The organism is Cupriavidus sp. 05N39 (genome assembly GCF_056397325.1).
The window spans coordinates 25855-43143 of record NZ_JBFTNE010000016.1; the positions used below are offsets into that span (position 1 = coordinate 25855).

A 17289-nucleotide genomic window follows, 5' to 3' on the forward strand; every position below is an offset into this window, starting at 1 on the left:
CCTGCTTTTATTAAAACATTCCTTTTCCGACTTTCGGCAGACGGGTCATGCACAGTCTTGGGATATTTTCTTCGTAGTACGTACTAATAAGCCGCCTCCTCTTTTTATCAACCTTCAGGTTGATAAACCGATATCCACACGCCGGGTACGCTTCCACAAACGTAGAGTTGTTAATTGAATAAAGAAAAACCCTATGGATTGTATAAACACCCATCCCATCATCGACAGACCAAATGGAAAACCCTTTCCGGCCATCAAAGCTATAGTCATCGACTGCGACATGAATGGGTTTTTCCGTGTCGACGCCAATTTCTCCACGATGAACTCTCTTCTCGGGGTTCACAATAGCGAAGGTTACTGAATGACCGTCGACTCTCAAGATGGCCCTCGTAGCTGGAGTCGGCGCGAATGCGATTGTCGAATCTTCCGCAAAAACGCCACAGGAAGCCAAAACCAACGGAACGAGGAGCAATCTATCGATCATGCGCATGGTCATCAATTCTTTTTTTATGCTGAGCCGAATACTGGGGCGACCAAGAGTAAAAATTGCCTTCCCATAGGTATTTCCAAACGCCGTCTGCATAAACTCCGTACACACCCGACTTTCACAGTTACTCCTCCATGAAACGGAGCGTCCCAATCATTTCCATAAACAGGTCGTAACTGAAGCCATTTTCCAGGCTAAGCTCGCGCTTGCGTAGCAGGCACACGGCATCTAATTGGGCCGTCATCTTGTCGTTGCCAACCATGACATGAACGCAGCGATAGCGTGATGTGTACTCCTTCTCTGGCTTGCAACGTCCACGTGCTTTGGCAAAGGTTTCCTCAGCGATCCAGCCATGCCAGTTACTGCCCTGGATCGGCCTTACCTCGGTTTTTATTGCCGGGTCACCGCAGTTTGATGTTTGGTATGCTGAACTCATCACCAGCGTCGGCAGGCTATCTCCGGGTTTCAATCGGAATACGCTGTGACCTTTAGCAGTCAACTTTCTTTCGATTCCGATCTCTTCGACGATGAAGGCAACGCTATCGCCCCCACGGGGGTCGAAGTTCGGATCGTATTGAAAATCCATTTCCATGACGGCATAGTCCTTGTTTTTATATGAACTGGTGCACCCGAACCCAATCACTTGATCAGAGACGCTTTTCAAAGCCGGAGTTCTCAATGACATGCCACATTGCTCCTCCACTTTGGAAGAAGTACGATTAGTTCCGATGCTGCGAAGACGAGCCGCGTCAGTTGCCGATTGCGCATAGGCGATCGAATATAAAAGCAGCCCGCATGCTGCGATAATGCGCCGAATCATGGATCCTTTCCTATCTCAGTGGAGCAGGCATTGTCTGCCCACATATACTTCCAGAAATCTCCGGAAGTATTTTTCATCATGAATTCCGAATATTTCTGAATTCGGTTACTCCATAAAACGGAGCGTCCCAAGCATTTCCATAAAAAGGTCGTAACTGAAGCCACTTTCCAGGCTAAGCTCGCGCTTGCGTAGCAGACACACACCTCCTAATTGGGCCATCATTTTTTCGTTGCCAACCATGACGTGAACACAGCGGTAGCTGTGATTGCTCGTATCCGGCACGTGCAATACCAAGTGCGAGAAGGAGCAAGCCGTTGGGCGGGCCCGCCGCGCCAAACCAGAACCAAGGACCGCGCGCGCGGTTAGCGACGCCGCCCGGGCACCACTCTGTGCGGCCACCGCAGCCCGGAAACCCTTCTGTCAATGAGCCTCCTAACGATGTGCTCGGAAATTGGGCAAAAGATGTGCATAACACAATGGGTTGTACGTCATCACTCTCTACTGACCTACTTGTTTGGCAAGCCTAGCTTTCAAAATTAGAGCCTCATATTTTTTAATAAAAATATTCCCCGAAGATGTATTTGGAGCGCAAAATTTTGTTGTCAGGACATTTTTTTTATCGCCCAGCGCAATTGATACGCATTTTGCGGTCAGTGAATAGCCGTCATTCCTCTTGTATTTAGGCAGCATCTGCATAAATCCGACCCACTCACCTATATACCCCTCCATTCCACTGACAAATACGTGCCGAGCCGGATAATTTTCTATCTGGTGTCGAGTAAAATTCTGGCCATCGATTTCTTCGTATGAAAAATAGTACCTCCCATCATCCAAGTATAATCTGTCAGCATCTGATATCACGGAATCAATGCCATGCCTATCATCAAGGGAGAGATAATTATCCCCACCATAATTAGTGTGGTTTTCTATTTCATAATAGCAATCAGAAATCATCTTAAATTTAAATTCCCTGCTCTCAGGCAACTCAAAATTACACCTCGACTCCGAAAATGCGGTGGAGGATGAAACCGCACACATCAGCGCAAGCACGGCAAAATAGAATAATTTCATCAATCAATCCATTATCAGCTTGAAGTCAACTGAAAATCCATCGACCATATCGGAAAGATACGAATACGCGTGTCTTGTGAGCCTTAGTCGTTCGTCAAACCCAACCGCCYGCGCATTCACGCAAAGCGTGACATTTCTGATCGCACTGGCTAACGCTGTCGAGTCAATATCCTCATCARACGATACTCTTTCGACCCAATAATTAATGCCTAATTTCCCCAACGGAACAAGGACGTGATTCTCGTTATAACGGTATCTCTGCTTGCTGGCCCAATAATATCCGCTCACATCGCAAGCATTATAAGCCTCTGCAATCACGCTTTCCGGGCCTGGGTCAGTTGCGAAATTCGCACCACCACGATATTTGCTATAATTTCGATAATTATCCCCACCCGTCAGCTGAATCATCCCTTTTCCGGAAAAACGTACGCCGTCCCCGGGATCGCAATTCCCGAGAGGGGACAGTGTTTTCATCTGACCGCCAATCAATCTTTGAACTGGCGTATGACATCGTCCCTCATAATAATTCGTGAGGTAAGCCACCGAGCCATTCTCCCGCATAGAAGAATAGAGACCTGTTTCATGCAGCGTTTGCCCAAACCAGTTTGCCATTCTTGGCTTCGATGTAATTCCATATCTATTCATACAGACACTTATCGCAGGATAAAGATTGGTTGGTCGCACCACACGACCGCTGTTATCGTTTCGTCCATCTTTAAAAATTTTCGATAACGATTGAATCGTGCGATTCGATCCAGCTGGAATAGCCTGAGCCAGTTCTCGGATGTTCAGCCACCCGCACTTCCTGAAATGGCGGATGAATTCAAGTGGGTGAAAAAACCAGAGTTTCTGTGCTGGAGGGAGTCCTGTTGCATCCCAGAATTGTAATCTCACCTGAAAATCGATAAATTTCTTATACCCATCAGGATTATTTTCGTAAAATCCACCTTGATCCGTGATCTTTGCGTATCGTGTTTCATTGTTTTTACTATCCCACTCGCTTGGAGCCTCACATACAAAACCACGCAGCTTGGCGCGAACATCATGTGCCATCACATAGCCGCGCAGTTCATCGTCCTTGCTCCATTCCTTCGGGTTGGGCACCACAGACGACGCGCTTGTAACAGTCGCTGCCGGAGCGGTGGTGGAGGCGGAAGACGCATTAACATCGTTCAGCAATTGCTTCAAGGCATCGACATCGCACAGCGCATCACTGTCAAATGGGCTGTTAGTGTCACTGACCTTTCTCCAGTTCATGAAGAACGGAAAATCAGCGTCAGAGGTTTTTATAACCTTATGGTCGCTAATATCGATATAGCCCGCTTTGCCATCAGTGTCGAATACCACGGAAATCCAAGTGCGGCGATCGCCGGCAGCCTGTAACGTAATCGACGGATTAAGAACCCGCCCGAAGCGCTGCATTTCATAGCCGTCCGCAGGGCAAGCGGGATACAACGCCGTTGCCCGCTTGAAGAGATCGTACTCATAATCCGCGTACGCATCCGGCATGGGATCAAGTGTCAGCGGTCGGAGCGGTGTTCCGTCTCCTATATCGAGCCATGAGCGGGTGTAGCGCTGGCCGCGGTCGAAAAACGCCTCGACATACAAGGTTTGGCCATCGGCAAGTGTTCCGGCCTGCTGCCCAGCGAACGTTATGCCGTGAATCTTGGAGTTACCATCGGGCGAAGGATTGACCGGCGACGGCAGGAAGGTGCTCGGACCACGAATCACATAGTACGTACTTCCCCAACAATCTGAGGTCGTAGATGTGACTAGTTGCTGCTGTCCTAGCTGGGTTGCATCGAAATACCCGTGGGGTCCGGTGAAGTCATCCGGCATCATGAAAATCTCGAAGTGCAGGTACGGAATGCCATGGCACTTGCCCACGTAACCAAGGACATCTTTTCTGCAAACTTTCTGTCCCTCGCCGGAAACGGCTCCCTTTGTAGAGTGCTTCAGCCAGGATGGAAACGCGTAGTGTGCTGGCGCCGGGATCGGCGGAAGACCTCGGCTGTTCTGCTCGTCCAGATCCATCAAATGTATGTAGAGCGAATAGAATGTCAGCTTGCGACCGTTGCCGGTCTCTGTCGTGTGCTTCAGCAGCACAAAGCCCGTATTGCTGTTCAGTTCAGGCGTTCCATCCGCTTTTTGCACACCATCGCTGATCGGCTTCTGGCTCACGCCATATGCCACAACTTCACCGTCGGCAATTGCCCGCACCTCAAGATTCTGGTTACTGGGATACAGATGTACGCCGGTATGCCAGCGGCGATCAAAGGCAACCGGATAGATGCCGTGTGCCAGTTCGTATCCGTCCACTTCGTCCATCATGGGATCAACTGGATATCGTTTCGGCACATCGCCGGAACTGGCGGACATGCCGTCAGACGTCAGGCCCGAAGCGGGAAGGAATGGAGGGCTGATGAGCATGTTTAGCGCGATATGTTGTAGGAATTCGTTGCATTGAAATTGCTTTTTGGAAGCGCTGGCAACGGGGCATTGACACTAGCAGGGCCTTCGAACGTGAACGATGCTGCCTTGATCTTGAAATCGCCCGGGCAGTGGAACACGACATTGCCGTTCTCGATCGTAAGCGCGGCGCCGCCGCTCGCCATGACAGTCTTCGTGCGCCCTGTAACCAACACGTCGGCGCTGGCGCTTGCCACCCGCAGTTGCTTGTCGGCAAACAGGTCCATCGCGTCGCTCTGTGCCTGAATCTCGACCTTGCCCTTCGCCGCGAAGATCTTCAGCCCGAGCTTGTGCGCGCACAGCGAGATCAGGTCGCCGGCGGCCAGCGTGAAGCGCTTTACCGCGCTCACGTCAACGTGCCTGCCGGCGCTTACCATCACGTTTGCGCTGGCGGCCTGCTGGATCGATTGTGGGGTCACCAGCGCGATGCCGCCTGGTGCGCTGGCGATCAGCCCTGCGCTCTTGAGCTGGTCCAGCGCGTCTTTCAGGCTCGCCTGGGTCGCCTTGTCGGCGGGCACGGCCTTCGCCTGCGTGGTGGTGTCGACCAGCGCGGTCACGCGGCTCAGGGCCAACTGAAGCTCCTGGAGCGCCGCCTGCATCTCAAGCTGCGGGGCATTCGGGCTCGACAAGCCGTCGGCTGACAGCATCAGGCCCTTCGCCCCGTGCACGGTGCCCCAGCCCTGCGTGCTGATCTCGAAGCCCTCGCCGCGCTTCTGTTTCTGGCTGTCGACCAGATAGCCAAGGCTGACCGACGACTTCATGTAGACCGTCGCGACCTTCGCGCCTTCGTGGCCCTTCAGATCCTCGAAGCGGATCTTCGCGCCATGGAGCGGCGAGCGCCATATCGCGCGGCTGTGCCAGCCCGCCTTGCCATGTACGATGTCCGGGTGCGCATAGTCATGCAGCGCCCCGGCGATATACATGCGGTCCACGTCCCCGTTGGTGCATTCGAGCCGGACCTCCGTGCCCGGCAGCAGCGGCGAATGGAAGCCGCCCTGGTATGACGCGCTTGGGCGCATGAGGCGCAGCGGCATGGTGTTCACGCCCCGCTTGCCCGTGCGGCGCTGGAAATGCGGCAGTGCCCGGTAGCGGCCGTATTCGTCCAGCCACGCGTAAGGGCCGTCGTCGCCCGACTCGATGGTGGCGACCAGCGTGCCGCCGATCCTGCGCCAGTCCCGCTCAGGGACGTACTCAGGGCGATACGTCAGATGCGAGGGCGTTGCCTCGAACGTGTTGATGACCGGCTGGCTGCGACTGCCTGTCGTGACCAGCTTCGTGATCACGACACCGTATTCGGCCTCGGGCATCTTGTGGTTGGTCAGGCGCACCACCATGCCGGGCATCATGCCGATCACGTTGCTCGTGCCCCTGAACGTGGTCTGCCGGGCGATCAGTTCATCGCGTCTGGCGTCGGCCAGCATCTGCCCGACCTCTGCCGTGTGGTGGTGCTCGGTGCCGCGGTTCACGCTGCCGTACACGGAGTGGTCGTCGCGCGCGACGTACGACTCGGCCTTCAGCGGATCACCAGGCGTACGGTAGTTTTGCTCCCGTAACTCGACCACGGCCGGCACCAGTTTGCGGACCGGACTGATCGACAGCACCGCCTCGTGCCAGTTGCCCGAGAGGCCGGAAACCGGCATCAGCGGCACCTCGAGCGCGCGCACGTAGCCGCGGGGCGAGTTGCCGAATACGATCGTGTCGCGCTGTGGTCCGTCTCCCTTGCGGCCCTGCTTGAAGTAGATGAAGATGCCGGCGCGCCGGCAATAGCGCGACACAAAGTTCCAGACGGTCTCCTCGTACATGACCGTCTGCTCAAAGCGCTCCTCGACGCCTTCCAGCTTGAACTCGACGTCGAATGACTCGATCAGGTGGCGGTCGATGATCGACTCGGCGATCAGTTCCTTTAGCGTCTTGTCCAGGAAGATTCCCGAGTCGTACACCTGCCTGTACAGGGCAACACGTGGCTCGATGCGCAGCCTGTAGGTGGACTCGTCACGGCTTGTGCTGAGACGCTCCCATTGCGTCACCACGCCATTGACCGTGCGTGCAGGACTGACTACCGGGTCGACCAGACCCGGCAACGATGGGATCGCGGCGCGTTCGTCGATCGTAAAGGTCGAGCGACGCCCCACGCAGGCCGCGCCGTCGATCGCCTTGTCGATCGACGTGACGGTGATGTCAGCCACGTAGGTTTCGTTGAACCCTTCCTCAAGACGGAACTCCAGAACATCCAGCGGCGAGGTGAGCGTGGCTACCGAGAGACCGAGGTGCTGGGTCAGCCTGGCACTCGGATGCTGCAAAACGTCAATGAGGGTTCGCATGGCGGCAGTGAAATCCGGTTTCTCGTTGATCGGCATGGACGCGCTGCGTGTGCCAGTGCCATCTAGCGGAACAGGCTAGCTCACCACATCAAGGGCTGTCTATCGGACAAGTCCGAATCTGGCGCCATCCACTGACGAAGCGTTTTCCAATGGCGGGGGAGCCTGGAGAGCCAGATAGCCAACGCATTTCCATCGGTTGATGAGCCTCGGTTAAACAAGGCCCGTTTGGTATTGACAGCCGATGGGAGGCCGGCTAGCGGGGATGGTTGATCATCGCCGGATGATCATCGACTTGTACGAAACAGGAATCCGCACCATAGCAGGCGCGCGCCATACTCGAGGGCACCGAGACGCTGGAATTCTTTCCCGCCGCGAACGCGCACGCGCGCTGCGCATGGATCGCCTCGGCGCCGGGCCGGCTGCATTATCGCCAGATGAAGCGCAACAACCGGGGGCTGGTATTGCGCTATCTGCGCACACCATAGCAATCCTTGCGGCCAGTTTCCTGATTCTCCTCACGGCGCCACCTCGCGACTGCAACACAATTCAATCGGCCTGAATTCGATCGCGGCTGATGACCTTCTCCCACTCGGTCATCTGCACCTTGATAAACCGAGATGCTTCCGATGGCGTTCCTGCCACGACCGCACCGCCGAGGTTACTCACACGTTCCCGGCTCTCGGACTCGCTCATTGCCTTGCGAATCGCTTCCGAAAGACGCTGTACGATGTGGGGTGGYGTGCCGGCAGGAGCAAACACGCTGTTCCACTCGTACACCTCATAGCGCATCACTCCCTCTTCTGCCATGGTCGGCGTGCCGGGCAGGGCTGCGACACGTTTGTCGCCGGTCACGGCAAGCGCGCGGAGCTTTCCGGCGCGGATATGAGGCAAGGCGGAGGCCGTGTTGGCGAAGAAGACCGGGACCTGACCGGCAATGACGTCAGCCAAGGCCGGGCCGCCGCCCTTGTAGGGGACATGTAGCAACTCGATTCCCATGGACTGCGCAAACATCGCACCAGCCAAGTGCTGTGCGGTCCCATTCCCACCTGATGCATAGGCAATTCGACCTGGCTCCTTGCGAGCCAATGACACCACATCACCCACCGAGGATGCAGGAAAACCAGGATTCGCGACCAGGATGTTCGGGAACAAGGCAATCAACGATACCGGCACGAACGATCCGATGGGGTCATAAGGCAGTCGTTTGTACAGGGCCGGGTTGATCGCAAACGATGATGCATCCAGCAGCAGCGTATAGCCATCCGGATCCGTTTTTGCGACCAGATCCGCGGCAATCCTACCCCCAGCGCCAGGGCGATTGTCGACCGTGACCCTTTGCCCCAGTTCCTGGCTGAGAAGAGGCGACAGCAGGCGTGCCATTGCATCAGCACCTCCGCCCGGTGGATAGCCCACGACTAACCGGATAGGTTTTTCCGTCGGCCATGCCGTCGCTTGCGCGTGGCTACCGATCAGGCCACAGCAAAGCACGGCTATAGATGCACAGACTGCGAATCGCATAGGTCTCCAATCAATTTGCGGCTACTTCCCGAGCGGGCCGCTATAACGCGAAGGTCCCGCTTAACACCATCGGGGTTGACAGGCCTTCAACGAGTCTCGGTGCGGTACTGAAACTCGTCTCCGTTACCCAAGGCCAGGCGATATTCCACAGGCTTATCCGCCATATCGAACGCAACACGAGTTACCGACAATGCCGGGTGGTGCTCAGCCACACGAAGCAGTTCCGCTTCGCGTCCGCCTAGCCTGGTAAAGCTCAGATCATCGACGGCTCGACAGACCGTCACCCCGCAACGTACCGCGTAAAACGGATACAACAGAGCGGGGAATTCGCGGGGTTCAAGTACGGACAACCCGCGAAATCTCACCTCCGGCAGCCAAATGGTCTCGAGCAATCGGACCATTCCCTTCCAACTGCGCTGCCGTGACAAGTGCACTACCTGCGCGCCTTCTTCCAACCCTAGCTTCGCGGCCACGTCGACCGGTGCGGGCAAGACCTGCCTAGACATGATGCGAGACTGCGGAAGCTCTGCGCTGTCATCATCACAGCGAAGAAATCGCGTCATAAAGGCCCCGTATAGGGCACCTCTCACATAGGTCCCGCGGCCCTGCGCCCGCTCGAGCATGCCTTGGTCCACCAACACGTGAATCGCCGCGCGCACAGTTCCGACCGCGACGCGATAGTGCTGTGCCAAAGCGCTCTCCGTTGCAATCGCTGTACCTGGCGCCCACTCACCAGCCAAGATACGCGCCTTCAGCGAACCAGCGATTCTCGACCAGAGCGGTGAGGTGCCGACGAGCAAAGCATCATCGAATTCAGCAGGGATTCCGGAGGAGGCAACAGATTTCATTAAATAAAAATCACTAAAATATTTGGCCATACTATTCTTCTATCAAACAACAAGTCAAGTCCACTTGAATAAAATCGTACTTTTCCTAATAGAATAGGAATAATCCTATTTACCTTTGTTTTATTCTGTTTTCAACTCTAACGATTGACAATCAATTTCATATATTCTTCTTCGATCGCTGCGGCTGCACCCGGGGCCCCGTATCGCCCAGACTACAGGACTGACCTAGCCGAATGGAGGACGGTTGCCGGCAAAAGCGGGGTTCGTGTGGGCGTTGTAGCGTTGTAGTCCAGCCTAGCTTTCCTGGCATCGACAACAGTGCGCTTTCGCGTCCACTCCCTCATCGCGGGGATGTGTGACGTGCTGGAGCCCGATACACATCAGAAGACGAAATGGTACGGCTACACCGATTTGACTTGCGTGGCCCGCGCCGGAACCCCTCATGGCACGATGCGCACTGGCATGCGCTGCTGGGGGCGGCGTATGCACTGGGCTGGCACCTGGCCCCGCCCGGTCGCCGCCGGTCTGTGCGGACTGGTTGCCGCCGGTTCCGATCGCGCTGGCGCCCGACCATTTCGGCAAGCCTGTGCCGACGGCACCGATAGATGAACCAATGACGGCTTGTGCCACTCACCGGCATCGACATCAACCCGTGTACATCAAGCTGAGTGCCCCACTTCGGGTGAAATCCGACTTGCAGCACCAGGCATGCGCACTGTGCCCATATGAAGGTGACCCGGAGCTGCTGCGCCAATTGGTAGCCCCGGCAGCAACCGATGTTGACCAGGGTCGCGCGTCCGTTAGTCCTTGCCCTCCAAAATACCTGTCAGTGCTTCCGTCAGCGTGGTCACGACCTGCGCGCCTTTGCTCGCTGCAGCGTTGCCAGCGCCATTGGTTTCACGGAAATACTGGATGGAATATTCCCATGGCTGGAAATTCAATAGCCCTTGTTTCAGTTCATCTACCCTGCCCTGCAGGCGTTCGACTTCGTCGCTGCTTAGCATCTGGACCACCGCGGTGGGGCGCGGTGCCCGCACATTGCCCGGGTCGACCGACAGAACCCACTTCTGACGCGGCAGCCGTGAGTCCGACAACTTCAGCACGGAAATAGCCCCGAGGAAGGCAGCCGATGCGGATGGGACATCCAGCGTCAGTACGGCGTCACCGTAACTTGCGCGAATCTGTTTCCCGTGTGTCGACACGGAAAAACCCTCCCCGCCGAGGAAGACGTGAAACTCCTTTTTTAGCTCGTCGAGGATCCGCTGCCTGTCTTTGATCCGGAGGGCAATGAGCTTATCACCCAGTTTAGCTTCCTCTTCCCTCAATTCTTGAATTCGCTTGAAACCTTCCAGGGCCATGCCTGCACTCCTTGATCTGACAAAATCGATTGACGAAAAACGTTGACGGCCTGTGACTCGTGGCGGTCGATCTCGCGCCGGTCCAATCTATCTGGCATTTGCTCCGGAAATCTCATCCGATATGGATGGGTTCCCTTCAAGAACAAAACTCGTCAAGATGGAAAATCTCAATCTGGCTGAGACGCCCATACTTTACTCGGTTTCAGTGTTTCAGTCATTGCAAGGTTCGCATAACCTATTCAATCAATCTTGTTTTCCATGGATGTAGCAAATCTACGACACAGATAGGACGAGTAAATGATTAAAGGAATCGGATGAATCATATCTTTCATAACGATTTTTTCCACTATCGCTATTCTTTATAAGGCGCTAAAAAAAATTAGTACTTGTCCCATTGATTCCAATGAGGCATTACGCTCAAATCGGGGCTACATTTGCGCACATAGCCCATCCGGAGAGAGAGCGTATGCAGAAGAACAAGCGGCCCATCGGCATTTGGGAGGCCCAGCCATGAAGCGAAGAATTGCCTGCGTTAACGACGAACTGGAGGATGGTGGCAGGATCCTGCCCTCTCCAGGCCGAGGTTGCACTTTTGGCGATCCCGCTCGCCAGACAGCGATGATCGGAGGCCAGGCATACTGCGAAGCCTGCAAGAGCACTGGCACGATTGCCAAGGCCGGCGGGCCACGCCGGATGCAGTTCATGGGCGAGATTGCCCTGGACGGCGATATTGTCCTGTGCCGGTGCCCGACGCCGCCGCGCATTGTTGCTCTGCTTGCCGGCGAAAAATGGTTCGACGATATGGGCGCACGCAATGGCGCACCCGCGGCCATCTCCCCCGCACAGAGCATATTTGCGGCATCCAACCCGCAGTACGACCAACAGATCCAGCTCATCAACGAGCAGACGGGGCAACCGTTGGCGCGCGTGAGATATCGCCTCATCGGTGAGCTGGGTACGTTTGACGGCCGCACTGACGAACAGGGGATGAGTGAGCGCGTCGCCAGCGACACCGCATCGACCATGAAGATCGAAATCTTGGGGGCCGGGCGCCTGATGCGGCCGATCAAGACGGTTAAGGTGCAACATACGCCTATCGAGGACCGGGCGCCGGTCAAGGTCTATCTGTTACAGCCCCGCGGCACGCTGTATTGGGGCAGTGCCGAGCTGGACGGCGGATATGTTCAGCCGCTGCTCGATGCGTTCCGGAAGGCGGGGATTGCGCACTGCTTCGCTGGGCTGACCCATGCCGCTGGCGCAGCCATGCCAAATGGAAACGAATTCGCTGGCACATTGCTTGACGCTATCCATTCGGGAATGCCGATCCGCTCGCGCGACGACAGCGAGTGGACGATTGCGGGCGGTATAGCGATGGAGGCTCCGCAGTTCAACCTGATCGGCTACAGCTACGGCTCTCTCCTGGCCGCGCAAACCGCATGGTCATATGCCCGTGCCGGCCACGTGATCGACCATTTGGTACTGGTGGGCTCACCGATTGAGGCGGGGTTCCTTTCACACCTGCGCAACCACGAGAACATCCGCAAGACCATCGTTATCGATCTGGAGCCGTTCGGAGACCCGATCTACGCCGGAATGCCTTGGCGCGAGCTGGTTGAATCGGTGCCGATGCTTGAGAGCCAGATGCTCGCCGGCAAGTGCGAGGGGCACTTCTACTATGCCCATGTTGTGAGAGACAGCCCGAAACGATGGGCTGCGCTCGCCGAGCGTGTTGCGGCGGAGGGCCTTAGATGACTACGCGCACCAAGGCCCTTGTGCGCATCGTCCCCGGCCTCGGAGCACTTCTCGCTCTCGATGGGCTCGGCCTGGCCGTGGCTACCATCCTGGTGACAAACTGCGTGCTCCGCCCGCCATGGGCACAGCATCAACAGATGCGCACTGCGACCCGCAAAGATGAAGTCACGCTCGTCACACTCTTCCGATGAACAGCCTCTTCTAGCGCTGCGCCACGGCCTCGAAGCGCGCCGCCACGACATTGTCGGCCCCGAGCAGATCGAGCTGGTGGCCCGCGATGCGATAGCGCCGTACGGTTTCCAGGGCGCGCAGGATCTGCGTTTCCTGGGCCATGCCCTGTGCGCAGGCCATCATGGTGCCTGCCAGGCCTTTGATGCGAAGCTGGTCCCCATCGACTTCAAAGCCGCCCATCAGGCTGTTGCAGCCGCCATTGCCTGACAGTCGCGCTTCGTCGGTGGCAAGGATCAGGTGCGGTTCCCGCTGGTGCTCCGCCACGCTGACCGGCGCATCGCCTATCCGCGTGAGCTTCCAGTAAGTCCCGCGCAACGGACTGTCAGGCACCTGGGCGGATGGTTTCCCCTCGCCCCTCGAAGCCGATACCAGCTGCAACTGGAGTGGCGCATTGCTGCCGTCGAGCGCCGGGACATGCGTGTCGGTGGTGAACAGCAACCGGCCGTGCTGCCGGATCACCGCCCGCACGGCGTAGCGATGGCCAGGTTCAATCGCCTGGTCTTGGTAGGCAACCCCGAAATGAAAGGGTGGCTGGCCCGCCGGATCCAGCGTGGAGCGGCCGATAACCTTGGCTGGCGCTCCGGCGCGCGATACGTCTTGCAGCGTGACTTCAAACACGGCATCGGGAGGCAACGCGATACGCTCGCGATAAGCCGCCGTGCCCGTCACGGTGCCGGCCAGCGCAGGCAACGCCAGGGCGGCAACGATCGCTGCAAGAGTTTGGCGTACGGGGTTCTTCGACATGGTTTTCTCCGTTCTCGGGTTCATTGGGTTGACTCGTGAAGCCTTCACGCAATCACGACTATGTAGTTTTCCGGACAACTGCTGACTATATGCCACGCGTCGAGCCTGCACCTTCCGTTTCAGGATTCCGCAGCGTCCACGTCGATGCAATAGGCCTACATAACACACTTCTGGCGTAACGCTTTTGCCGGGCATCAAACTCGCGGTTATTCCCCAAAACTCGCGATCACACAATGCAGCGGGAATCAGGCCGGCAGCACAAAGTACAATGACGGCCCTTCACTCGGTCCTGAATCAACCGGTCACCCACTGATGATCACGTATTGAGTTTCACTTCGCATCCGATTGGGAGTATTCATGCGAAAAAGCGTTACCCCAGCCGTTCATCCCGTACGCTGTGTACTGGGAAAACGAGCAATGAAATGTAGCAAAAATATAACAAAGACACGCACTTTACACAGGCCTGCATGGCAATGCCATCTCGATGCCGTGCGATTGAAGCCTTCGGCCGCCGCGTTGTTATTTTTCCTGCTGCCTGGCATTGCGGCCGCCGATGGTGCCCGGGACTGGATCAATCTCCCGATCGACACGAATCTGGTCTATCTCTACTACAACCATGTTCAGTCCAACACGCAGCTCGACACGACCCTTCCAGTGCAAGGTGTTGACACCACCATGAACATGGCGTTGGTCCGCTATGCGTATTCCTTTCCGGTTGCAGGCAAGACCGGCGGCATCCAGTTCCTGCTGCCCTACAGCTGGGCGACAGCCACCATCGATAGTTCCATTGCTCCGCTGGCTTCGCGCGAGTTCAGCAAGAACGGCGTGGGAGACCTGACCGTTGTGCTGGCAGCCAACCTGTTTGGCGCGCCGGCAATGACGCGCGAGGCATTTGCCAAGGCCACACCACAGACGCTTCTTACCGCGGCAGTCTTCCTCACCGTGCCCGTCGGGCAGTATGACCGGAACAAGCCGGTCAACTTCGGTGGAAATCGTTGGGTAGTCAAGCCACAGCTTGCATTCAACTATCCCTTTGGCAACTCGATGCTGTCCGTCAATGGCAATGTTTCGCTTTACACGGAGAACAGTGAATACTACAAGCCGGATGGCCACGGAAAGCTTCAGCAAGAACCGTTGGGGACGCTGGAGGCGCACTACAGCTACAGCTTCAACCGCGCGCTGTGGGCGGCGGTGGACATGGTCTATAGCAACGGTGGGCAGACCAGGATCAACGGCGTCAAGCAACACAACGCACAGGACACACTGAAGCTTGGTGTCAGCGGAAGCTTCAATTTCACCCCCACGGATGCCGTCTCGATGTCCTACCTCAAGACCGTCAGCACGCCTGCAGGCGCTGCGGATGTGAAAGTGTTTTCCATCAACTACAACCACGCCTGGTAGTGGGCCGACACCCTTTCCGTGAATACCGATAACGACAAAGAACTATAAACATGAAGAGAAAACCAGGTTCCCGGCGACGCCTTCTGGCAATGGCGCTTGCCCTTGCGAGCACCCCCGCACTCCTTTTTGCGCAATCCGCCCCGGCGCCTGGCAAACCCGCCACGGACCGGACCCGCCAAGCCAATGCCGCCATTCTCAAGGAACTTCCGTTTAACGACCGGACCGACTTCGAATCGGCGCAGCGCGGTTTCATCGGCACCACACCCAACCTGGTCATTCGGGCAGAGAATGGCAAGCACGCCGCCTGGAACTTGCCGGCATACGATTTTCTCAAGGCCGAGGGGGCGCCCGACACCATCAACCCCAGTCTGTACCGCATGGCTCAGCTCAATATGTTCAACGGGCTGTTCGCCGTTGTCGACCGCGTCTATCAGGTACGCGGCTTCGACCTGTCCAACATGACGATTATCGAAGGTGACACCGGACTTATCCTGATCGATCCGCTGATCAGCAAGGAAACCGCGAAAGCCGCGCTTGACTTGTATTACCAACACCGGCCGCGCAAGCCGGTCGTGGCCGTGATCTACACCCACAGCCACGTGGATCACTATGGCGGCGTCAAAGGCGTCGTGAACGAGGCGGATGTAAAGGCTGGCAAGGTAAAGATACTGGCGCCCGAGGGCTTCCTGGAAGAAGCGGTCAGCGAAAACATCTATGCCGGTACCGCCATGAGCCGCCGGGCCACGTATATGTATGGATCGCTACTGCCGCGCGGGGCGCAAGGCCAGGTCGATGGCGGGCTCGGCAAGAGCACCTCGCTTGGCGAGGTCACCTTGATCGCCCCCACCGATTCGGTAAAAAAGACTGGCGAGACACGCACGATTGACGGCGTGCAGATGGAATTCCAGATGGCGCCCAATACCGAAGCGCCTGCGGAAATGCTGATCTGGTTCCCGCAGTTCCAGATGCTCAACATGGCCGAAGATGCCACGCACACCCTCCACAACCTCTATACGCTGCGTGGCGCTCAGGTGCGCGATGCCAGGGAATGGTGGAAGACCGTCAACGAAGCGATCAATCGCTATGGCGTGCGCGCCAGGGCCGTGATCGCCCAACACCATTGGCCGACCTGGGGCGACGCCATCGTTCCGTTCCTGGAGAACCAGCGTGACATGTTCAAGTACCTTCACGACCAGACGCTGCATCTTGCCAACCAGGGCTACACGTCGGTAGAAATCGCGGAAATGCTGAAGCTCCCCGACAGCATTGGCAAGCAATGGTACAACCGGGACTACTATGGCACAGTCAATCACAATGCCAAGGCGGTCTACCAGCGTTACCTCGGCTGGTACGACTCTAATCCCGCAAACCTGTACAAGCTGCCGCCCACCGAGGCCGCCAAGCGTTACGTGGAGTTCATGGGCGGTGCGAAAAGCGCTATCGGGAAGGCCCGGCAATCGTTCCAGGAAGGCGATTATCGCTGGGTGGCGGAAGTGATGAACCACGTCGTCTTTGCCGATCCGGATAACAAGGAGGCGCGCGAGCTGGGGGCCGACGCGCTGGAGCAACTCGCCTACCAGACCGAGAGTCCCACGTGGCGTAACGAATTCCTGATGGGCGCCCTGGAATTGCGGCACGGCGCCGTCAAGCTACCGGGCTCCGGCGTGGCCTCGGCCGATACGGTAAATGCGATGACCGCCGACATGATCCTGGACTATGCCGGCATTCGCCTGAATGGGAGGAAGGCCGCCGGGAAGACGCTCAATGTCAACTGGCTCAATCCTGAAACCCACGAGCAATACGCGATCGAACTGCGCAATTCGGTCCTGATTTATACGCTCGGGAAACAGCTTCCCAAGGCGGATGTCACGATCACGACCAACAAGCTCGGCCTGGCAGGCGTGCTGGGCGGGGCGACCACACTGAGCAAGCTGTCGCAGGCGGGAAAGGCGAAGGTTGAAGGCGCAGGCGAAAAATTCGACGAACTCGCAGGCATGCTCGACACGTTCAGACCTGACTTCAATATCGTGACGCCATAATTCGCGCTGAACGATCCGGCGGCCAATATGGGAAGCGACGTCCGCATCCGCCGAGTTGTCCGGTCCCGGCGCTCTCCACTGGCGGAGAGCCTGCGCGGAACTTTTTCTGCGCATTTCCGGGCGGATGATGACCCCGGTTCTCCGGCGCGGCGGCCGACAGGCCCGCATTCGCGGTCATGGTTCGAATGCCACGTCGGGCGCATCCGTGGGCGTTGGCGACAGGATGCCGG

13 protein-coding genes are annotated in these 17289 nt (G+C 56.9%); 4 read left to right on the plus strand and 9 right to left on the minus strand.

Going from position 1 to position 17289, the window contains the following annotated elements; all coding sequences use genetic code 11:
- Positions 1 to 10: 10 nt before the first annotated feature.
- The 8 genes from AC1DN0_RS10345 to AC1DN0_RS10380 all read right to left on the minus strand — a co-directional run bounded on the left by AC1DN0_RS10345 (position 11) and on the right by AC1DN0_RS10380 (position 10892).
- On the minus strand, positions 11 to 583 hold the full coding sequence (locus AC1DN0_RS10345; RefSeq protein ID WP_441632801.1) for a hypothetical protein: 573 nt from the start codon (positions 581 to 583) through the stop codon (positions 11 to 13).
- A 28-nt stretch (positions 584 to 611) separates the two neighbouring features.
- Positions 612 to 1307, minus strand: coding sequence for a hypothetical protein (locus AC1DN0_RS10350; RefSeq protein WP_441632803.1), 696 nt, complete (start codon positions 1305 to 1307; stop codon positions 612 to 614).
- A 498-nt stretch (positions 1308 to 1805) separates the two neighbouring features.
- Entirely contained in the window at positions 1806 to 2378 is a 573-nt protein-coding gene (locus AC1DN0_RS10355) for a hypothetical protein (RefSeq protein ID WP_441632805.1), read from the minus strand.
- A 3-nt stretch (positions 2379 to 2381) separates the two neighbouring features.
- Positions 2382 to 4808, minus strand: coding sequence for a glycoside hydrolase family 19 protein (locus tag AC1DN0_RS10360; protein ID WP_477145693.1), 2427 nt, complete (start codon positions 4806 to 4808; stop codon positions 2382 to 2384).
- Between the two features lie 2 nt (positions 4809 to 4810).
- Positions 4811 to 7168 (minus strand): type VI secretion system Vgr family protein, encoded by a 2358-nt coding sequence (locus AC1DN0_RS10365; protein WP_477111398.1) that lies wholly within the window; start codon positions 7166 to 7168, stop codon positions 4811 to 4813.
- A gap of 546 nt (positions 7169 to 7714) precedes the next feature.
- Positions 7715 to 8548: a tripartite tricarboxylate transporter substrate binding protein gene (locus AC1DN0_RS10370; protein WP_441632811.1), complete on the minus strand. Its 834-nt coding sequence runs from the start codon at positions 8546 to 8548 to the stop codon at positions 7715 to 7717.
- 224 nt (positions 8549 to 8772) lie between these two features.
- Positions 8773 to 9564 carry a GntR family transcriptional regulator gene (locus AC1DN0_RS10375; protein ID WP_441632813.1) on the minus strand — a complete coding sequence of 264 codons (792 nt, stop codon included), beginning with the start codon at positions 9562 to 9564 and terminating at the stop codon, positions 8773 to 8775.
- 770 nt (positions 9565 to 10334) lie between these two features.
- The gene (locus AC1DN0_RS10380; protein ID WP_441632815.1) at positions 10335 to 10892 is read right to left on the minus strand and encodes a hypothetical protein; all 558 of its coding nucleotides are present in this window, start codon (positions 10890 to 10892) and stop codon (positions 10335 to 10337) included.
- A gap of 510 nt (positions 10893 to 11402) precedes the next feature.
- Here AC1DN0_RS10380 and AC1DN0_RS10385 point away from each other — a divergent pair.
- Positions 11403 to 12644 (plus strand): hypothetical protein, encoded by a 1242-nt coding sequence (locus AC1DN0_RS10385; RefSeq protein WP_441632816.1) that lies wholly within the window; start codon positions 11403 to 11405, stop codon positions 12642 to 12644.
- Positions 12641 to 12835 (plus strand): hypothetical protein, encoded by a 195-nt coding sequence (locus AC1DN0_RS10390; RefSeq protein ID WP_441632818.1) that lies wholly within the window; start codon positions 12641 to 12643, stop codon positions 12833 to 12835. Before AC1DN0_RS10385 ends, AC1DN0_RS10390 begins: the two co-directional genes overlap by 4 nt.
- 10 nt (positions 12836 to 12845) lie before the next feature.
- Here AC1DN0_RS10390 and AC1DN0_RS10395 read toward each other — a convergent pair whose 3' ends face one another.
- On the minus strand, positions 12846 to 13619 hold the full coding sequence (locus AC1DN0_RS10395) for a YbaY family lipoprotein (RefSeq protein ID WP_441632820.1): 774 nt from the start codon (positions 13617 to 13619) through the stop codon (positions 12846 to 12848).
- A gap of 495 nt (positions 13620 to 14114) precedes the next feature.
- Between AC1DN0_RS10395 and AC1DN0_RS10400 the strand changes: the two genes are divergently transcribed.
- Both AC1DN0_RS10400 and AC1DN0_RS10405 read left to right on the plus strand, forming a co-directional pair.
- Complete coding sequence (locus AC1DN0_RS10400; protein WP_441632822.1) at positions 14115 to 15020, plus strand: transporter; 906 nt, start codon at positions 14115 to 14117, stop codon at positions 15018 to 15020.
- 89 nt (positions 15021 to 15109) lie between these two features.
- Entirely contained in the window at positions 15110 to 17059 is a 1950-nt protein-coding gene (locus AC1DN0_RS10405; RefSeq protein ID WP_441632824.1) for an alkyl/aryl-sulfatase, read from the plus strand.
- The last annotated feature ends 230 nt before the right edge of the window (positions 17060 to 17289 follow it).